The following is an 18,606-nucleotide window of genomic DNA, read 5'->3' as shown; positions in this document are numbered from 1 at the left end:
ACGTCAGCCTATGCGGCGCAGTCTGTCAGATAGCGACCTGCGTGCCAATCTCCACCACGCGCCCGGTGGGAATCTGGAAATACTCCGTCGCGTCCGCCGCCGTTTTCGCCAGGCCGATGAACAGCCGGTCCTGCCAGATCGGCATGCCGGAATTGGGCGAGGCTTTCAGCGAGCGGCGCGACAGGAAGAACGACGTCGTCATGATGTCGAACTTCCAGCCCTGCTTGCGGCAGATGGCCAGCGCGCGCGGGATGTTCGGCTGCTCCATGTAGCCGAAGGTCAGCGTCACCCGCATGAACAGCTCGTTGACCGTCTCCAGCTTCACGCGCTCGCTGTCGGGCACCACCGGCTGCGGCGCCGTCACCACCGACAGGATGACGTTCTTTTCGTGCAGCACCTTGTAATGCTTGAGGCTGTGCATCAGCGCGGTCGGGGCGCTCAGCGGATCGCTGGTCAGGAACACCGCGGTGCCCGACACCAGTTGCGGTTTCTTCTTCAGAAGGTTCCCCGCCAGGAAATCGAGCGGGATCTCGTTGCGGCGGGTCTTGTCGAACAAATAGCGGCTGCCGCGCACCCAGGTCCACATGCCAAGGATGATGGCGAAGGCGACCGCGAGAGACGCCCAGCCGCCCTCGAACACCTTGACGATGTTGGAGGCGAAGAAGCCGATATCGATCAGCGCGAACACCGCCGTCAGGCCGATCGCCGGCCAGATGTTCCATTTCCAGATGCGCGTCATGACGATGAACAGCAGCGTCGTCGTCACCAGCATGTTGCCGGTGACGGAAATGCCGTAGGCCGAGGCGAGCCTGCTGGATTCGCCGAAGCCAACCACCAGCAGCATCACCACCAGCGCCAAGAGCATGTTGACGCGCGGCATATAAACCTGACCGGACTGCTTCTCCGACGTATGCAGGATTTCGAGCCGCGGCAGCATGTTGAGCTGCACCGCCTGTCTGGTCAGCGAATAGGCGCCGGAGATGACAGCCTGGCTGGCAATCACGGTCGCCGCGGTCGCAAGGACCACCATGGGGATGAGCGCCCAGCCCTCGTTCATCTCGAAAAACGGGTGGCCGACCGTGCCCCCCTTGGCAAGCACATAGGCGCCCTGCCCGGCATAGTTCAAAAGCAGGCAGGGAAACACAATCGCAAGCCAGGCCAGCACGATCGGTTTGCGGCCGAAATGGCCGAGGTCGGCATAGAGCGCCTCGGCGCCGGTGACGGCCAGGAAGACGGCGCCGACCGTGACGAAAGACACGTCGGGCGAATTGATGAAGAAGGCCACGATGTAATGCGGGCTTATGGCCCAGAGGATTTCCGGGTCCGAGATGATGTGCTTCAGCCCGGAAACGCCGATGGCAAGGAACCATATGGCGGTGACCGGCCCGAACACCAGGCCCACACCGCCCGTGCCGAAACGCTGCACGGCAAACACGGCGGCGAGAATGAGCAATGTCAGCGGCACCACATAGGGTTGGAAGGCGGGGGTGACGACGTTCATGCCCTCGACCGCCGACAGCACCGAGATGGCCGGCGTGATGACGGCATCGCCGAAGAACAGCGACGCGCCGACGATGCCGATGCCGAGCACGATCGCCGAGCGCGCCGGGAAAGTACCGCGCGCCAGCGCCATCAGCGACAGCACGCCGCCCTCGCCGCGGTTGTCGGCGCGCAGCACGAACATGATGTATTTCACCGTGACCGTGATGGTGAGCGACCAGATGATCAGCGACAGCACGCCGAGAATGTCGGCGCGGTTGGCCACGTCGCCGCCCGACGAGGCGTGCAGCGCCTCGCGAAACGCGTAGATGGGGCTCGTGCCGATATCGCCATAGACGACGCCGAGTGCGCCCAGCATCAACACCTTGGTGCTGTGCTGTTCAATCTCTGGATGGCTCGATTGGTCGACGGGTTCTGCCTCAGCACCATTGGCAAGGGCCATGGACGACACTCCGATAAAACGCGCGGTGCTCTACGCTTGCTGCAGTGCAATATCAAGTGCCCTTGCGTGAGGGCTCCCATGCCGCCGACGCACGGCTTCACCTCATCAGATAGCGACCTGCGTGCCGATCTCGACCACGCGTCCGGTGGGAATCTGGAAATACTCCGTTGCATCCGCGGCCGTCCGCGCAAGGCCGATGAACAGCCGGTCCTGCCAGACCGGCATGCCGGAATTGGGCGAGGCTTTCAGCGAGCGCCGCGACAGGAAGAACGACGTCGTCATGATGTCGAACTTCCAGCCCTGCTTGCGGCAGATGGCCAGCGCGCGCGGGATGTTCGGCTGCTCCATGTAGCCGAAGGTCAGCGTCACCCGCATGAACAGCTCGTTGACCGTCTCCAGCTTCACGCGCTCGCTGTCGGGCACCACCGGCTGCGGCGCCGTCACCACCGACAGGATGACGTTCTTTTCGTGCAGCACCTTGTAGTGCTTCAGGCTGTGCATCAGCGCGGTCGGGGCGCTCAGCGGATCGCTGGTCAGGAACACCGCGGTGCCCGACACCAGTTGCGGCTTCTTCTTGAGAAGATTCGCCGCCAGGAAATCGAGCGGGATCTCGTTGCGGCGCGTCTTGTCGAAAAGGTAGCGGGTTCCGCGGATCCAGGTCCACATGATCAGGCCCATGAGGCAGGCGACGGTGATCGACACCCAGCCGCCCTCGACGACCTTGACGACGTTGGCCGAGAAGAAGCCGAGATCGATGACGCCGAACAGCAATGCCAGCGCCAGTGCGGCCGCAACCTGCCATTTCCAGAGCCAGCGCATCACCACGAACAGGAGGATCGTCGTCATCAGCATCTCGCCGGTCACCGAGATGCCATAGGCCGAGGCGAGCGCGCTCGAGCTGCCGAAGCCGACGACCAGAAGCATCACGCCGAGCGCGACCAGCAGGTTGACCCTCGGCATATAGATCTGGCCGCTCTGCATCTCGGAGGTATGCTGCACTTCGATACGGGGCAGAAGGTTGAGCTGCACCGCCTGCCTTGTCAGCGAGAAGGCGCCGGAAATGACGGCCTGGCTGGCGATGACGGTGGCCGCGGTCGCCAGGCCCACCATCGGCATCAGCGCCCATTCGGGCAGCATCTGGAAGAACGGGTTGGTCGGCTTGCCGCCATGCGACAGCACGAAAGCGCCCTGCCCGAAATAGTTCAAGAGCAGGCACGGGAAAACGATTGCGAACCAGGCCATCACGATCGGCTTGCGGCCGAAATGGCCGAGGTCGACATAGAGCGCCTCGGCGCCGGTGACCGCCAGGAACACGGCGCCCACGGTGACGAAGGCGCCTGTCGGCGTGGTGGCCAGATAATAGATCGCGTAATAGGGATTGATCGCCAGGAAGACGGACGGGTCGTCGACGATATGATAGACGCCGGCCGCGCCGATCGCCACGAACCATGTCGCCGTCACCGGTCCGAACACCGCCGCCACCTTGCCCGTGCCGAAGCGTTGCACGGCAAAAAGCACGGCCAGGATGACCAGCGTGATCGGGACCACATAGGCATCGAGCGCCGGGGTGACGACTTTCAGGCCTTCGACCGCCGAAAGCACCGAGATCGCCGGCGTGATGATCGAATCGCCGAAGAACAGCGCCGCTCCGCAAAGGCCGATCACTAGGATGAGCTTGGAACCTGGCGGGTAGGCGCTGCGCGCCAGCGACATCAGCGACAGCGTGCCGCCTTCGCCCTTGTTGTCGGCCCTGAGCACGAAGGCGACATATTTGATCGTGACGATGATGGTGAGCGCCCAGACGATGAGCGAAAGCACGCCCAGCACGTCATGGCGGGCGACCGAGTTGGACGAAGCATGCAGCGCCTCGCGGAAGGCGTAGATCGGGCTCGTGCCGATATCGCCGTAGACGACGCCCAGCGCGCCAAGCATGAGGACCTTGGTGCTGTGCTGCCGCTCGGTTTCGGCATGGCCCGAGCGTTCGAGGGATTCTGTCCCGCTGGCGTTGGCTAGCACCATGAACCCCATTTCATCAGATTCGCCACGCTTCGAGGTCGCCGCGACGCGCGGGACGCACCGAAACTGCCGGAGTTACGCAAGGCGCCCTACCATCCACAGGCCTTCAAGAACCGTCCGACCGTGCCTGCCATGCCATACTCCAGCGCATCCGCTGTCAACCCATGTCCGATGGATACTTCGGCCAATGCCGGGATACGCTTGGCCAATGGCGGCAGGTTCTTCACGGTCAGATCGTGGCCGGCATTGACACCGAGCCCGGCCGCGAATGCCGCATCCGCGGTTTTTCCCAGTCTTTCCAGTTCTTTCGCCGCCTTTGCAGAATCGGAATGGAAGCCGCCATAGGGGCCGGTATAGAGCTCGATGCGGTCGGCGCCGGTATCGCGAGCCGCGTTCACACCATCCGGATCGGCGTCGGAAAACAGCGACACGCGGAACCCGCCTTTCTTCAGCCGCTTGACGATCGGTGTCAGGAACGCCGCCTGGGCGGCGAAGTTCCAGCCATGGTCCGAAGTCGCCTGCGCCGGATCGTCCGGCACCAGCGTCACCTGCTCGGGCTGATGCTTCTCGACAAGCGCCAGGAAATCCTCGGTCGGATAGCCCTCGATGTTGAATTCCGCGTTGGGAAATTCGTCGTCGATCAGCGCCCTGATCTCCGGCAGGTCGGAATGCCTGGTGTGCCGCTCGTCGGGCCTCGGATGCACCGTCAGCCCATGCGCGCCGGCGGCAAGGGCGATGCGGCCAAGTCCGGTGACGCTTGGCCATGGCAGGTCGCGACGGTTGCGCAGCATGGCGACGGCGTTGAGATTAACCGAAAGCTTGGCGGGCATGAACTGGGGTCCAGTGGATCGGCGGGCATCTATACCGCCTTTGACGGGAACAGATAGAGGGTTTCGCGTGTTCCAGGGGATAGATGGAGGCTAACATAAGGATTTGCCAGTGAATTTCCTCGAAGCCGTGCCGGCGATCCGCCGCATCGAAACCAACCGCGACGCGCTTTTCGCCATCGACGTCGTCGGCGATGTCTCGCCGGCCGATGCGGAAAACCTGTTCGGCCTGCTGGAGGCCGCCTACGCGCTGCATCCCAGGATCGACGTGCTGGTCAGGCTGACCGACGAGGAAAGCGTCGACTGGGCCAATATCAAGCAAGATACGCTCAAGCAGGGCGTCGCCGACGCATTGCAACATGTCGTGCGCTGCGCGGCCATCGGCGAGCCGGGTTGGGCTTCTCTCGTCACCGGCCTCTTCCCCAAGACGCTGCCTTTCGAATTCAGGCGCTTCGACGTCGACGATGAGGAAGCCGCCTGGCAATGGCTTGGTGCAAGACCAACGGAGTAGGGATGTTGAGATTCAGGTCAGGCCGAGTCGAAAAGGGTGGTTTCCGAGAACCGGAGCGGAGCGTACTTAAAGTACGTGAGCACCGGAAGCGCAGGAAGCCGCCATTTGCAGGCCGGCATCACCTGAATATCAACATCCCTAGCGCACCACGGTCAGCCGCTCGGCGGCACGGGTAATGGCGGTATAGAGCCAGCGCTGCCGGGTCTCCTTGAAGGCCCAGCTCTCGTCGAACAGCACGACGTCGTTCCACTGCGAGCCCTGCGCCTTGTGCACCGTCAGCGCATAGCCGTAATCGAAATCGTCGAAGCGCTTCTTCTGCTGCCAGGGAATTTCGGCATCCGGGTCCTCGAACGCCGCCTTGAGCAGCTTGATCTTGGCGACGCCGCGGTCGGGATCGTCCTCTTCCGGCGAGACCAGAAGGTTGATGCCGGGCTTCACCGTCTCACGCGACGAGGTCATCACCTTCCAAAGCGAGCCGTTGAGCAGCCCCTTGGCCGGGTCGTTGCGCAGGCAGACCAGCTTGTCGCCGGCCTGCGGAAAGTCGGCGTTGAACCCTTTGAGCTCGCGCAGCCTTTGATTGTAGCGACGGCGCGTGCGGTTGGTGCCGACCAGCACCTGGTCGGCCTTGAGCACCAGTTCCTGGTTGACTGCTTCCCTGCCGATCACCTGCGCCGTGCCATAGTCCCCATGCATGAATTCGCGGCCTTCGCGCACGTCGAGCGCCAGCCGGATGATCGGATTGTCGCGCGCCTGGCGATGGATCTCCGTCAACAGCACATCAGGTTCGTGCTCGGTGAAGAAGCCGCCGCCCGAGATCGGCGGCAGCTGCGCCGGGTCGCCGAGCACCAGGATCGGTGTGCCGAAGCTCTGCAGGTCGCGGCCGAGCTGTTCGTCGACCATCGAGCATTCGTCGATGACGACGAGCTTGGCGCGCGAAATCGGGCTTTGCCGGTTGAGCGAAAAGGTCGGCGACATCGATGTCTTGCCGGTCACCTCGTCCTCGACCGATTCCTCACCCTTGGGCCTATAGATCAGCGAATGGATGGTGCGGGCGTTGGTCGCCCCCTTCGAGCGCAGCACCTGCGCCGCCTTGCCGGTGAAGGCGGCGAACTGCACCTGGCCGTCGACATGCTCGGCGAAATAGCGCGCCAGCGTCGTCTTGCCGGTGCCGGCATAGCCGAACAGCCGAAACACCTGCGGCCGGCCCTCTTTGAGCCAGCGACCGACCGCTTTCAGAGCCTCATCCTGTTGGGGAGAAAATTCCATCAGTTGGACAGACCGGATTCGCAAGCGAAAGACAAGATTGGCCGCCATACAGACCGTTGTCGGCAGCAATCGCTAGCGCCTCCGACAACTCAGGCTATCAGCCGCAAATCGGAACGTAAAGAGAACAAAGACGATCTATCGGCCTGCGCCCGGATCATTCTCCAGCAGGATCGGCTTGCCATGTGGCGTCGCATGCGCGGCGCGTTCCCAGGCGGCGGCGAGCTTGTCCACCTCGCCCTTGCGAGCAACACCCTTCCTCGACAAAAGCTTCTCCAGCGCCGCCAGCCAATGCTCGTAATAATCGTGACCGTCCGTTGCCGCGCCTGGCTGCTTCACCTCGGCGGACAGGGCCTCCGCCCATTCGCTCCACGAAAACAGGCCTTTATCGTGCAGCGCAACCGTCAGGGCGAAGGCTTCGGCCTCCCATGGCTCGGCAAAGACCGGCTCGTCGAAATCCGCCGGCAACGCATCGTCATGCCGGCTCAAGATAGCTCTCCCAGGCGTCGATCGAGACGCTGAGCGTCGGATCGGCGCCCTCGCCCCAGATTTCGGCCCCGTCGAACACCACGGTGTAGACCCATTGCGGGTTCTCGCCCCTGCCATGCGCATTGCTGTCGGGGAAGACGAAGCCGTCGCGCACCGCCTCGATCGTCCCGCTCTTGCCGCGCGCGTAGCGTGGCAGGCGCGTATGGCCGGTCGGGTTGAAATTCTTCGTGCACACCCGATCGCCCGCCCGGAAACGCGCCGGCGTGGCGACGGGCCGGTCGCATGGCCCGCCCTTGGCAAGCACTGCCGGCACATCCGCCGCCTTCAGCACTCTCTTCGGTGTCGCGGCGCGATCGACGGCCTTGCCGGCGGCAAGGTCGCGCTCGGTGACGAAGCCGTGGCGTTTCAGGAGCGTTTCCAGCGCCTTGATCCAGATCTGGTAGTAGCTCGACGAATAATAATCCGCTGGATGCAGCGATTCCCGCGCATGCCGGCTTTCGTCGATGTTCCAGGCGCCCATGGACCCGGCGGTGAGCGTCACGCCCAACGCCCGCCGCTCCCATGCCGCATGGAAATAGGGCTCGTCCTTCTCGGGCGCGACCGGCCCGAAACCCATCTGCCCGCCGAGATCCTGCGGTCCGTTCATGCCGGTTCCTTCGCGATCGCCGTGCCGATCATCGCGTCGCGGCTGACCAGCCCTGCGAGCTGCTCCTCGCTCCAGCCCTCGGTTCCCTTGGGTCGCATCGGCACTACCAGGTAGCGAAGCTCGGCCGTCGAATCCCAGACGCGGATCTTCTTCTCCGCCGGCAGCGTCAGCCCGAACTCCTCCAGCACGCCGCGCGGATCGATCACCGCCCGCGAGCGGTAGGGCGGCGCCTTGTACCAGACCGGCGGCAGGCCGAGCACCGACCACGGATAGCAGGAGCAGAGCGTGCAGACGACGAGGTTGTGCGTCTCCTCGCTGTTGAACACCGCCTGCATATGCTCGCCCTGGCGGCCGGTATAGGAGAGCGATTCGATCGCCGCGGTCGCGTCGCGCTTCAGCCAGTCGGCATAGGCCGGATCGTTCCAGGCCTTCGCCACCACCCTGGCGCCGTTGCGCGGCCCGATCTTCGTCTCATAGGTGTCGACGATGACGTCGATGGCCGCGGGGTCGATCAGGCCCTTTTGCGTCAGGATCGTCTCCAGCGCGCGCACGCGCGCCGCGAACGGATCGAGCTCGTTGTCGTGGTCATGATCATGGGACATGGCCACAGACTAGGATTGGCTACAGCCGGCCGCAAGCGCCACGGCTTGGGCCAGTCGGAGCGATCTACTCGGCTGCCGTCTTCTGCGGCTCGGGTTCGCCATCGAACAGCGAGCGCTGCTCGCCGCTTTCCACCACATGCAGCGCCGGCCGGCTCTTCTTCGAGGAGAAGCCGAGCAGCCAGCCCGAGAAATTCTCGAAATAGACATAGATCACCGGCGTCACGAACAGCGTCAGCGCCTGCGAGGCGAGCAGGCCGCCGACCACCGCGACACCGAGCGGCTGGCGCAATTCGGCGCTGGCGCCGGTGCCGAGCGCGATCGGGAACGTGCCCATCAACGCGGCAAGCGTCGTCATCATGATGGGCCGGAAACGCATCAGGCAGGCCTTGTGGATGGACTCCCTCGCCGACATGCCCTGTCGCCTGAGCTCCAGCGCGACGTCGACCATCATGATGCCGTTCTTCTTGACGATGCCGATTAGCATCAGGATGCCGATCACCGCGATCACCGACAGATCCATGCCGGCGAAGCGCAGCGCCACCACCGCGCCGAGCACGGCCGACGGCAGCCCGGTGAGGATGGTGAGCGGGTGGATGAAGCTCTCATAGAGCATGCCGAGCACGATATAGATCGTCAGGATCGCGCCGCCGATCAGGAGGCCCTGGTTGGCCAGCGAATCCTGGAAGGTCTTGGCCGTGCCGGCAAAGCTCGTCGAGATCTCCTTCGGCATGCCGATCTGTTCCTTGAGCTGGTCGATCCGGGTCACCGTGTCGCCGAGCGACACGCCCTGCGGCAGGTTGTAGGAGATCGTCACCGCCGGAAGCTGGCCGAGCTGGTTGACTGTCAGCGCGCCGGCCGTGCGATCGACATGCGCGAAGGCGCCGAGAGGCACCAGGCTGCCGCTCGCCGTCCGCATCTGGATGGCGAGCATCCGTTCGGGCGACCATTCGATCTTGGGATCGAGCTCGGTGATGACCTCATAGCTGTCGGCCGAACCGAAGATCGTCGAAACCTGGTCGGTGCCGAAGCCGCCATAAAGAGCCGTGCGCAGCGTGTCGGTGTCGATGCCGAGCTGGGCGGCCTTGTCGCGGTCGATCACAAGCGAGGCCTGCAATGCGTTGTTCTGCAGGTCGCTGGTGACATCCGTAAAGTGCGCGTGGTCGGCCACCATGGCGTCATCGAGCTTCTGCGCCCAGATATCAGCCTGACCGGTATCGAGGCTCTGTACCACGAGCTGGTAGGCGCTGGCCGACGATCGCGAGCCCAGCCTGAGATTCTGCACCGGCTGCATATAGGCCTCGATGCCGGCCACATTCGAAAGTTGCCGCCTGAGATCGGACTGGACCTTCTCGATGTCGGGGCGCTGGCTCTTGTCCTTCAACTGCACATAGAGCCGGCCTTGGTTCAGCGCGCTTTGGCTGCCGCCTACCGACCAGGCGACATGCGTCACATAGGGAGAGTGCGAGAACACGTCGGCAACCTGGCCCTGCAGCTTGACCATGGCGTCGAACGAGATGTCCTGGCGCGCAAGCGTGGACACCGAGATCTGGCTGATATCCTCCTGCGGGAAGAAGCCTTTCGGCGAAACCTGGATCAGCCACACCGACGCCGCGGCGGTTGCGACGAAGACGAGGAACACTAGGAAAGTGTTTCGCAGGCAGAAGCTCAGGATCCGGTCGTAGCCGCGCGTGATGAGGTCCGGCTTATGACCGGGGGCGTGCTTTTCCCGATCGGCCTTCGTCACCGACAGCAGGCGCGAGCAAAGCATCGGCGTCAGCGTCAGCGACACGAACATCGAGGCCAGGATGGCGACGGTCACCACGACGGCGAATTCGTTGAAGATGCGGCCGATGACGCCGCCCATCAGAAGCACCGGAATGAACACCGCCACCAGCGAGATCGAGATCGAGATGATGGTGAAGCCGATTTCGCGCGAGCCCTTCAGCGCCGCGTCGAAGGCCGGCAGCCCATCCTCCTCCATGTGGCGGAAGATGTTTTCCAGCATGACGATGGCGTCGTCGACGACAAGGCCGACGGCCAAAGTCAATCCCATCAGCGAGATGTTGTCGATCGAGAAGCCGAACAGGAACATCGCGCCAAGCGTGGCGATCAGCGAGATCGGCACCGCCACCGCCGGGATGATCGTCGCCGTCACCCTGCGCAGGAACACGAAGATCACCAGCACCACCAGGGCGATGGTCAGGAGCAGCGTGAACTGGACGTCGTCGACGGCCTGGCGGATCGATGTCGAGCGGTCATTGAGCAGCTTGATCTGGGCGGCGGCCGGCATCTGCTCCTGGAAAGACGGCAGCATCGCCTTGACCTTGTCGACCACCTCGACGGTGTTGGCGTCTGGCTGGCGCTGGACTGCGAGGATGATGGCGCGCGTGCCGTCATACCAGCTTGCCGTCGTCGTGGTCTCGACAGAGTCGACGACGCGGGTCACCTCGCCCAGCCGCACCGGGTGACCATTCTTGGTGGCGATGATCAGGTTGGAGAAGCCGGCGGCATTGTCGAGCTGGGTGTTGGCGGTAATGGTCAGCTGCTGCTTGTTGTTCTGCAAAACACCGAGCGGGGTGTTGCTGTTGGCCGAGGTGATCGCAGCCTGCAGCTGATCGATCGAGATGCCGCGCGCGGCCAACGCGGTCGGATCGATCTGGATGCGCACGGCATATTTCTGCTGGCCGAAAATCGAGACCTGGGCCACGCCGTCGATGGTCGACAGCGACGGTGAAATGACATTTTCGGCGAAGGCGTCCAGATCGGTCAGCGGGACCGTGTCGCTGACCAGCGACATCAGGAGGATCGGCGCGTCGGCCGGATTGACCTTGCGATAGCTCGGCGGCGCTGTCATTTCCGGCGGCAGCGATTTTTGCGTGCGCGCGATCGCCGCCTGAACATCCGCCGCCGCCGCGTCGATGTCGCGGTTGAGCACGAACTGGATGGCGATCGAGGTCTGGCCGAGCGAATTGGTGGTCGAGATCGAATCGATGCCGGCGATCGTCGCGAATTGCTTGATCAGTGGCGTCGCCACCGATGTCGCCATCGTCTCCGGCGAAGCGCCGGGAAGGCTGGCCGAAACGTTGACCACTGGAAATTCGGCGCTCGGCAGCGCCGCCACCGGCAGGAACTTGTAGGCAAAAATACCGCCCAGAATGAGGGCGAACGACATCAAAAGGGTGGCGACGGGCTTGCGGATGCAGAATTCGGAGATCATCGGCTCGCCCCGCCGGCCTTGTCGGCCTCCGCGACCTTGGGCGATACCTGGTCACCGGATCCGGCCGCGGCTTTGCCTTCATGCACCGCCGCGCCGTTCTTCAATCGCGTCTGGCCTTCGACGACGACCTTCTCGCCGCTCTTGAGGCCATCGCTGATGGCGCTGTTCTGGCCCTCCGTCAGCGCCACCTGCACCGGCCGCATCTCCACGGTGTTGTCCGGCTTGACCACATAGACGAACGGGCCCTTCTGGCTGGGCTGCACCGCGACTGTCGGCACCGAGGTCATCTGCGGCATCATGCCGGCCTCGAGCACCACGTTCACATATTGCCCGGGCCACAGCGAAAGATCCGGATTGGGTATGCTCGCCCGCGTGGCGATGGTGCCGGAGGCGGTATCGACGCTGGAATCGACGAAATCGAGCGTGCCCTTGCCGATCGGCTTGGGATCGCCGTCCTTGGTCAGCGTCACGTCGCCTTGCTGCGGGTCGGTGAGCGCCTTGTGCAACAAGGCAAGGTTGCTCTCGGGCAGCGTGAAGTTCACCTGCAGCGGATCCATCTGCGTGATGGTGACCAGCGGCGTCGAGCTGCTCGAGTTGCCGTTGCTGGTGGTGACGAGATCACCGACCGAGACGTTGACGGCGCCGAGCCGGCCCGCGATTGGCGCCGTAATCGTTGCATAGCTCAACTGCACCGTGTCGGCATCGATGGTCGCCCTGTCGGCGTCGATGGTGGCGGCCGCGGCCTTCTGCGCCGCCAGCGCCTGATCGTAGGTCTGTTGCGTGCCGGCCTGCTTGGCGACGAGGTCCGTGGCGCGCTGCAGATCCGCCTTGGCGCTCACCAGCATCGCCTGGTCCTTGGCGAGCTGCGCCTGGTCCTTGGCGAGTTGCGCCTTCAGCGCGCGGTCATCGAGCGAAATGAGCAGATCGCCGGCCTTGACCATCTGCCCGTCCTTGACCGCGATCGACACGATCTGGCTGGAAACACGGGCATTGATATTGACTACCTCCGGCGACGAGACGAAGCCGATGGCATAACGGCGGATTGGAAAATCGGCGGTCGTCGTGGTCGCGGAGACGATCGAGGCCGAACGCGGACCGCCGCCTTTCGCATTGTCCGAGGCGCCGGCCGTTTTGTCGCTGCCCCCTGTTTTGTCAGCGCTTGCCGTCTTGTCCGTGGCGGCCGTGCTAGCCTGCTTGCCCGAAATCAGTTGCTGGACCTTGGCCAACGTCGTGGGCGAAAGATAGAGCCCGGCGCCCGCCAGACAGGCGACCGAAACAACTGCAAAGGCGATTTTTCCGCGCATCGACAAATAAGCCTTCTACCCGACACGCCGATCCCGGTGGTCCATTCTAGCTCGCTTCACGACCTCGTGCCGCGATTTTTCGTGGAGTAGATAGGACAAGGCTTTGGCGGAAAAGGGCCAAAACGGGGCATTACGAAGATTTAATGTGCACTGCACAATAGCTCAGCAACCGGAAAACGTGCCGTCGCGCACCCTCGCGTCAGTCCAAAAAATGCCCTCAGCGGAGCATTGGCCACAGCGTCGCCGCCAGCAGCACGCCCATGGCGATGTTGAACCATTTCAGCCGCACCGGGTCCGACAGGAAGCCGCGCAGCGCCGTGCCGAAGCCGGCCCACACCGAAACGCTGGGCAGGTTGACGATGGTGAAGGCGATCGAGATCAGCGCCACCGAGACGAACGGGTGATCGGCATTGGTGTAGACGGCCATGGCGGTGATGGCCATCACCCATGCCTTGGGGTTGACCCACTGGAACGCAGCGGCGTCGATGAAGCGCATCGGCCGGCCCTGCACCCCTTTTCCGTCGCTCATCGAGCGCGACATGGCGATCTTCCAGGCGAGGTAGAGCAGATAGGCCGCGCCCGCGATCTTCAGCGCGGTATGCAGCGCCGGCAACGCCGTCAGCACCGCGCCCAGCCCGAAGCCGACTGCCAGCAGCAGCACCAGGAAGCCGATGCTGATGCCCAGCATATGCGGAACCGTCCTGGCGATACCGAAATTGACGCCGGAAGCCAGCAGCATGAGGTTGTTCGGCCCCGGCGTGATCGAAGTCACGAAGGCATAGACCAACAGGGCAAGGAATGTGTCGAGCGACATGTTATCCTCCCGGATATGTCAGCCTTACTGTCCTTTTAGCAAATGCGCAAAAGCCAGGAACGGGCAACCGCCGGGCCAAAGCTTTAAAACAGGGTGGTTGTCCTGTTCACATTCCCTGCGGGCCGCGATTCATCGCGGCGACGCCGGTGCGGCAGATCTCGACCAGGCCGAGCGGCTTCATGATGGCGATGAACTGGTCGAGCTTGGACCCCTTGCCGGTGATCTCGAAGATGAAATGCTCGGTGTTGGCGTCGATGACCGAGGCGCGGAAAGCATCCGCGAGGCGAAGCGCCTCGACCCGGGCATCGCCGGTGCCGGCGACCTTGACCAGCGCCAGCTCGCGTTCCAGCGGCCGCTCCTGCCCAAGCTCATGCGAGCGCACGGTCAGGTCGACCACCCGGTGCACCGGCACGATGCGCTCGAGCTGATGCTTGATCTGCTCCATCACATGCGGCGTGCCGCGCGTCACGATGGTGATGCGCGACAGATGCTTCTCATGCTCGGTCTCGGAGACGGTAAGGCTCTCGATGTTGTAGCCGCGGCCCGAGAACAGGCCGATGACGCGGGCAAGCACGCCCGGTTCGTTGTCGACCAGCACGGAAAGCGTGTGCGTTTCCGGCTTCTCGGTTTCCTTGGCGATGAAATAGGCGGAGCCGGTCGGTTGAAGGTGCTGTGCGTTCATGAGGTGAATCTCGATTTCAGACTTTTGAGCTAATTCTCTGTTTGCGCACGGCTTTCTCTCGATAGCCCCGCCTTGATGGCTGCCTACACCAGTTCCCTGCCCTTGGCGTCGATGGCATTGGCCACCGCCTCGTCGGTCGCCTCGTCCGGCAGGAGCATCTCGTTATGCGCCTTGCCCGACGGGATCATCGGGAAGCAGTTGGCCAAGGTCGCCACGCGGCAGTCGAACAGCACCGGCTTCTTCACCGAGATCATTTCCTTGATCGCGTCGTCGAGCTCGTCCGGCTTGTCGCAGCGAATGCCATGGCCGCCATAGGCTTCCGCCAGCTTGACGAAGTCCGGCATCGCCTCGGTGTAGGAATGCGACAGCCGGTTGCCGTGCAGCAGCTGCTGCCACTGCCGCACCATGCCCATATACTGGTTGTTCAAGATAAAGATCTTGATCGGTGCGTTGTATTGCACCGCCGAGCTCATCTCCTGCATCGTCATCTGCACAGAGGCGTCGCCGGCGATATCGATGACCAGCGAATCCGGGTGCGCGATCTGCACGCCGAGCGCCGCCGGCAGGCCGTAGCCCATGGTGCCGAGGCCGCCGGACGTCATCCAGCGGTTCGGCTTGTCGAAATGATAGTGCTGCGCCGCCCACATCTGGTGCTGGCCGACCTCGGTGGTGATGTAGGTGTCCTTATCCTTGGTCAGTTCGTAGAGCCGCTGGATCGCGTATTGCGGCATGATCACGTCGTTGTTCATCTTGTAGGCGAGCGAATCCCGCGCCCGCCATTTCGCGATCTGCTCCCACCACGGATAGAGCGCCTTCTTGTCGGCCTTGACGGTCGCCCGCCACAGCCGCACCAGGTCCTCCAGGACGCGTCCGACATCGCCGATGATCGGCACGTCGGTGTGAACGTTCTTGTTGATCGAGGACGGGTCGATGTCGATGTGGATTTTCTTCGAGTTGGGCGAGAACGCATTCAACCGCCCGGTGATGCGGTCGTCGAAGCGCGCGCCGATGCAGACCATCACGTCGCAGTCATGCATCGCCATGTTGGCTTCGTAGGTGCCGTGCATGCCGAGCATGCCGACCCAGTTCTTGCCCGACGCCGGATAGGCGCCGAGCCCCATCAGCGTCGAGGTGATCGGGAAGCCGGTGAGATCGACCAGCTCGCGCAGCAAGTGACTCGCTTCCGGACCGGAATTGATGACGCCGCCGCCCGAATAGATGATGGGCTTCTTGGCGCCCGCCATCAGCTCGACGGCAGCCTTCACCTTTTCCAGGTCGCCCTGGACCTTGGGCTGGTAGCTGGTGCGCGGCGCCGTCTGCGGCGGCACGTAGATGCCCTTGGCGAACTGCACGTCCTTGGGAATATCGACCACGACCGGGCCAGGACGGCCGGTGGTCGCGACATGGAAAGCCTCGTGGATGGTGGCGGCGAGCTCGTTGACGTCCTTCACCAGCCAGTTGTGCTTGGTGCAGGGGCGCGTGATGCCGACCGTGTCGCATTCCTGAAAAGCGTCGGAGCCGATCAGCGATGTCGGCACCTGGCCGGTCAGGCAGACCAGCGGAATGGAATCCATCAGCGCGTCCTGCAGCGGCGTCACCGCGTTGGTGGCGCCGGGGCCGGAGGTCACCAGCATGACGCCGGCCTTGCCGGTCGAACGGGCATAGCCTTCGGCCGCATGGCCGGCTCCCTGCTCGTGCCGGACCAGGATGTGCTCGACATCGTCTTGTTGAAAAATTTCATCATAGATTGGGAGAACGGCGCCGCCCGGATATCCGAAGACATGCTTGACGCCGTTGTCCTTCAGCGCCTGCACCACCATTTCGGCGCCTGTCATTTCGCGCCGCTCGTTCTGTCCGTTGCTCATCGGTCTGGTCCCGTACTGTCCGCCATCTGGCGATTTGCTGGTCGTTTAGTCGTGTTTCAGGCAATAAAAAAGGCCCCCGAGGGAGCCTGTGTGATGCGCATGGGAGGTTTTCGCCCGGCGGTTACACCGCCTTGCCCACGCGCCTGCCTACGAGAATGAGTGCCGTTTTCATGGGCGCGGACAATAAGGGCGAAAACGCGGGCTCGTCAATGGGGTCCAGCGCGAATTCACCCGCCTGTGAGAACGGCGCCGGCGCGCTACCATCGCACAGCTACCATAGTACAGTTGAGCGTCCCTCTCCGACGCACCACTATGCGCTGGCAAAGGGCGTGCGAGGAGGACGCATGGCTGGCGAACGGGAGCATATCCGCGAGATCGAAGAGGTGCTGTCCGGCGTGCGATCGGCCCGCGACGACATCGTCGTTCAATCCTGGCTGCGTTGCATCGATACCCATCGGCTCGACCCGGCGCGGCCGACGGAAGCCTACATCGTCCTGCCAGATTGATCCCATCGAAATTTCTCATGAGCGCCACGGTTGGCACGCCGCTTGCTGCTCATGACGGACTCTAGCAAGTGGAGGAGAACAAATGCTCGAGAGAACACCCACCACCAAGGCGCAGGCGCTGCTCGACAAGTTCGGCAAGGCATTGGAATCCGGCGACATCGACAGCGCCGTCAACTGCTTCCAGGCCGATTGCTACTGGCGCGACCTCGTCACCTTCACCTGGAACCTGAAGACGATGGAAGGTCAGGACCAGGTTCGCGACATGCTCCAGGCAACGCTGGCCACCACCAAGCCGACCAGCTGGGCGGTGGCCAAGGGCGAGGAAGCGAACGAGGACGGCGGCATCATCACCGCCTGGATCACCTTCGAGACGAGCGTGGCGCGCGGCTTTGGCCTCGTGCGGTTCAGGGGCGACCTGATCTGGACCCTGCTCACCACGATGGCGGAGCTGAAAGACCATGAGGAGAAGGCGGGCTTCACCCGCCCGCTCGGCGCCAAGCACGGCCACGGCAAGGGCCGCAAGACCTGGCGTGAGGAGCGCGACGACGAGATCGCCGAGCTCGGCCACTCCCGGCAGCCCTATGTCGTCATCATCGGCGGCGGCCAGGGCGGTATCGCGCTCGGCGCCCGGCTGAAGCAGCTCGGCGTGCCGGCCATCATCGTCGAGAAGAACGAGCGTCCGGGCGACTCCTGGCGCAGGCGCTACAAGTCGCTCTGCCTGCACGACCCGGTCTGGTACGATCACCTGCCCTATATCGACTTTCCGAAGAACTGGCCGGTCTTCGCGCCGAAGGACAAGATCGGCGACTGGCTGGAAATGTACACCAAGGTGATGGAGCTCAACTATTGGAGCTCCACTACAGCGAAATCCGCCAAATACGACGACAAGGCCAGGGAATGGACGATCGTCGTCGAGCGCGACGGCAAGGAGATCACGCTCAAACCCAAGCAGCTTGTGCTGGCGACCGGCATGTCGGGCAAGGCGAACTGGCCGAAATACAAGGGCCAGGACATCTTCAAGGGCGAGCAGCAGCATTCATCGACCCATCCCGGCCCGGACAGATACCGCGGCAAGAAAGTGGTGGTCATCGGCTCCAACAACTCGGCGCACGACATCTGCGCGGCGCTGTGGGAAGGCGGCGCCGACGTGACCATGGTGCAGCGGTCCTCCACGCACATCGTGAAATCCGACACGCTGATGGATATCGGCCTCGGCGCCCTCTACTCCGAGCAGGCGGTGGAGAACGGCATGACGACGCGCAAGGCCGACATGATCTTCGCTTCGCTCCCCTACCGCATCCTGCATGAGTTCCAGATCCCGCTTTACGAGCAGATGAAGGAGCGCGACGCGAAATTCTATGCGGACCTGGAAAAGGCCGGCTTCATGCTCGACTGGGGCGACGACGGCTCGGGCCTGTTCATGAAATATCTGCGGCGCGGCTCCGGCTATTACATCGATGTCGGCGCGTGCGACCTCGTCATCGACGGCTCGATCAAGCTGAAGAGCGGACCGGGTGCCGCGGTGCAGGAACTCACCGAAACCGGCGTGAAATTCGTCGACGGCACCGAATTGCCGGCCGACCTCGTCATCTATGCCACCGGCTACGGCTCGATGAACGGCTGGGCCGCGGACCTCATCTCGCAGGACGTCGCCGACAAGGTCGGCAAGGTCTGGGGTTTGGGTTCCAGCACCACCAAGGACCCCGGCCCTTGGGAAGGCGAGCAGCGCAACATGTGGAAGCCGACGCAGCAGGAAGCGCTGTGGTTCCACGGCGGCAACCTGCACCAGTCGCGCCACTATTCGCAGTATCTGTCGCTGCAGTTGAAGGCGCGCCAAGTTGGCCTGCCGACGCCCGTCTATGGACTGCAGGAGGTGCACCACAAGAGCTGACGCACGGGTGCTCTCGTGGATGGCAAAAGCC

Annotated in this window: 15 protein-coding genes; 3 read left to right on the top strand and 12 right to left on the bottom strand. The window is 63.5% G+C overall.

Annotated features, from left to right (window positions below; all coding sequences use genetic code 11):
- Positions 1-25: 25 nt before the first annotated feature.
- The 3 genes from FJ956_RS14225 to FJ956_RS14215 all read right to left on the bottom strand — a co-directional run bounded on the left by FJ956_RS14225 (position 26) and on the right by FJ956_RS14215 (position 4,788).
- Entirely contained in the window at positions 26-1,942 is a 1,917-nt protein-coding gene (locus FJ956_RS14225; RefSeq protein ID WP_140674493.1) for a potassium transporter Kup, read from the bottom strand.
- Positions 1,943-2,047: 105 nt separating this feature from the next.
- A complete protein-coding gene (locus FJ956_RS14220) occupies positions 2,048-3,961 on the bottom strand; it encodes a potassium transporter Kup (RefSeq protein WP_140674494.1) in 1,914 nt (637 codons plus the stop codon).
- 86 nt (positions 3,962-4,047) lie between these two features.
- The gene (locus tag FJ956_RS14215) at positions 4,048-4,788 is read right to left on the bottom strand and encodes a pyridoxine 5'-phosphate synthase (protein ID WP_140674496.1); all 741 of its coding nucleotides are present in this window, start codon (positions 4,786-4,788) and stop codon (positions 4,048-4,050) included.
- Positions 4,789-4,897: 109 nt separating this feature from the next.
- Between FJ956_RS14215 and FJ956_RS14210 the strand changes: the two genes are divergently transcribed.
- Positions 4,898-5,296, top strand: coding sequence for an STAS/SEC14 domain-containing protein (locus FJ956_RS14210; RefSeq protein WP_140674498.1), 399 nt, complete (start codon positions 4,898-4,900; stop codon positions 5,294-5,296).
- A 138-nt stretch (positions 5,297-5,434) separates the two neighbouring features.
- Here the strand turns inward: FJ956_RS14210 and FJ956_RS14205 are convergent, their stop codons facing one another.
- From FJ956_RS14205 to FJ956_RS14165, 9 genes are all read right to left on the bottom strand, one after another.
- Positions 5,435-6,562, bottom strand: coding sequence for an ATP-dependent RecD-like DNA helicase (locus FJ956_RS14205; RefSeq protein ID WP_095764795.1), 1,128 nt, complete (start codon positions 6,560-6,562; stop codon positions 5,435-5,437).
- Positions 6,563-6,697: 135 nt separating this feature from the next.
- Entirely contained in the window at positions 6,698-7,048 is a 351-nt protein-coding gene (locus FJ956_RS14200; RefSeq protein ID WP_140674500.1) for a nitrile hydratase accessory protein, read from the bottom strand.
- Positions 7,035-7,694 carry a nitrile hydratase subunit beta gene (nthB, locus tag FJ956_RS14195; RefSeq protein WP_140674502.1) on the bottom strand — a complete coding sequence of 220 codons (660 nt, stop codon included), beginning with the start codon at positions 7,692-7,694 and terminating at the stop codon, positions 7,035-7,037. The genes FJ956_RS14200 and nthB overlap by 14 nt, the downstream gene beginning before the upstream one ends.
- The gene (gene nthA / locus FJ956_RS14190) at positions 7,691-8,296 is read right to left on the bottom strand and encodes a nitrile hydratase subunit alpha (protein ID WP_140674504.1); all 606 of its coding nucleotides are present in this window, start codon (positions 8,294-8,296) and stop codon (positions 7,691-7,693) included. Before nthA ends, nthB begins: the two co-directional genes overlap by 4 nt.
- Positions 8,297-8,360: 64 nt before the next feature.
- Positions 8,361-11,513, bottom strand: a complete 3,153-nt coding sequence (locus tag FJ956_RS14185) for an efflux RND transporter permease subunit (RefSeq protein WP_140674506.1) — start codon at positions 11,511-11,513, stop codon at positions 8,361-8,363.
- Positions 11,510-12,817, bottom strand: coding sequence for an efflux RND transporter periplasmic adaptor subunit (locus tag FJ956_RS14180; RefSeq protein ID WP_140674508.1), 1,308 nt, complete (start codon positions 12,815-12,817; stop codon positions 11,510-11,512). The genes FJ956_RS14185 and FJ956_RS14180 overlap by 4 nt, the downstream gene beginning before the upstream one ends.
- Positions 12,818-13,034: 217 nt before the next feature.
- Positions 13,035-13,631, bottom strand: a complete 597-nt coding sequence (locus FJ956_RS14175) for a LysE family translocator (RefSeq protein WP_140674510.1) — start codon at positions 13,629-13,631, stop codon at positions 13,035-13,037.
- A gap of 106 nt (positions 13,632-13,737) precedes the next feature.
- On the bottom strand, positions 13,738-14,313 hold the full coding sequence (gene ilvN / locus FJ956_RS14170) for an acetolactate synthase small subunit (RefSeq protein ID WP_027169049.1): 576 nt from the start codon (positions 14,311-14,313) through the stop codon (positions 13,738-13,740).
- 83 nt (positions 14,314-14,396) lie between these two features.
- Positions 14,397-16,178, bottom strand: a complete 1,782-nt coding sequence (locus FJ956_RS14165; protein ID WP_140674512.1) for an acetolactate synthase 3 large subunit — start codon at positions 16,176-16,178, stop codon at positions 14,397-14,399.
- A 344-nt stretch (positions 16,179-16,522) separates the two neighbouring features.
- On the opposite strand from FJ956_RS14165, the gene FJ956_RS30500 reads away from it, so the two are divergent.
- Both FJ956_RS30500 and FJ956_RS14160 read left to right on the top strand, forming a co-directional pair.
- The gene (locus FJ956_RS30500; protein WP_181170128.1) at positions 16,523-16,684 is read left to right on the top strand and encodes a hypothetical protein; all 162 of its coding nucleotides are present in this window, start codon (positions 16,523-16,525) and stop codon (positions 16,682-16,684) included.
- Positions 16,685-16,766: 82 nt separating this feature from the next.
- Positions 16,767-18,575, top strand: a complete 1,809-nt coding sequence (locus FJ956_RS14160; RefSeq protein WP_140674513.1) for an NAD(P)/FAD-dependent oxidoreductase — start codon at positions 16,767-16,769, stop codon at positions 18,573-18,575.
- Positions 18,576-18,606 lie beyond the last annotated feature (31 nt).

The sequence above is a fragment of the Mesorhizobium sp. B2-4-3 genome (genome assembly GCF_006442815.1).
In the GTDB taxonomy this organism is placed as follows: Bacteria; Pseudomonadota; Alphaproteobacteria; order Rhizobiales; family Rhizobiaceae; genus Mesorhizobium.
Note: the sequence above shows the minus strand (reverse complement) of the source record. Positions and strands in the feature narration are given on the sequence as shown.

Bases quoted from the DNA above. Each gene is read 5' to 3' on its own strand.
- FJ956_RS14225 (WP_140674493.1), bottom strand. From the start codon at position 1,942: ATGGCCCTTGCCAATGGTGCTGAGGCAGAACCCGTCGACCAATCGAGC.
- FJ956_RS14220 (WP_140674494.1), bottom strand. From the start codon at position 3,961: ATGGTGCTAGCCAACGCCAGCGGGACAGAATCCCTCGAACGCTCGGGC.
- FJ956_RS14215 (WP_140674496.1), bottom strand. From the start codon at position 4,788: ATGCCCGCCAAGCTTTCGGTTAATCTCAACGCCGTCGCCATGCTGCGC.
- FJ956_RS14205 (WP_095764795.1), bottom strand. From the start codon at position 6,562: ATGGAATTTTCTCCCCAACAGGATGAGGCTCTGAAAGCGGTCGGTCGC.
- nthB (WP_140674502.1), bottom strand. From the start codon at position 7,694: ATGAACGGACCGCAGGATCTCGGCGGGCAGATGGGTTTCGGGCCGGTC.
- nthA (WP_140674504.1), bottom strand. From the start codon at position 8,296: ATGTCCCATGATCATGACCACGACAACGAGCTCGATCCGTTCGCGGCG.
- FJ956_RS14185 (WP_140674506.1), bottom strand. From the start codon at position 11,513: ATGATCTCCGAATTCTGCATCCGCAAGCCCGTCGCCACCCTTTTGATG.
- FJ956_RS14180 (WP_140674508.1), bottom strand. From the start codon at position 12,817: ATGCGCGGAAAAATCGCCTTTGCAGTTGTTTCGGTCGCCTGTCTGGCG.
- FJ956_RS14175 (WP_140674510.1), bottom strand. From the start codon at position 13,631: ATGTCGCTCGACACATTCCTTGCCCTGTTGGTCTATGCCTTCGTGACT.
- ilvN (WP_027169049.1), bottom strand. From the start codon at position 14,313: ATGAACGCACAGCACCTTCAACCGACCGGCTCCGCCTATTTCATCGCC.
- FJ956_RS14165 (WP_140674512.1), bottom strand. From the start codon at position 16,178: ATGAGCAACGGACAGAACGAGCGGCGCGAAATGACAGGCGCCGAAATG.
- FJ956_RS30500 (WP_181170128.1), top strand. From the start codon at position 16,523: ATGGCTGGCGAACGGGAGCATATCCGCGAGATCGAAGAGGTGCTGTCC.
- FJ956_RS14160 (WP_140674513.1), top strand. From the start codon at position 16,767: ATGCTCGAGAGAACACCCACCACCAAGGCGCAGGCGCTGCTCGACAAG.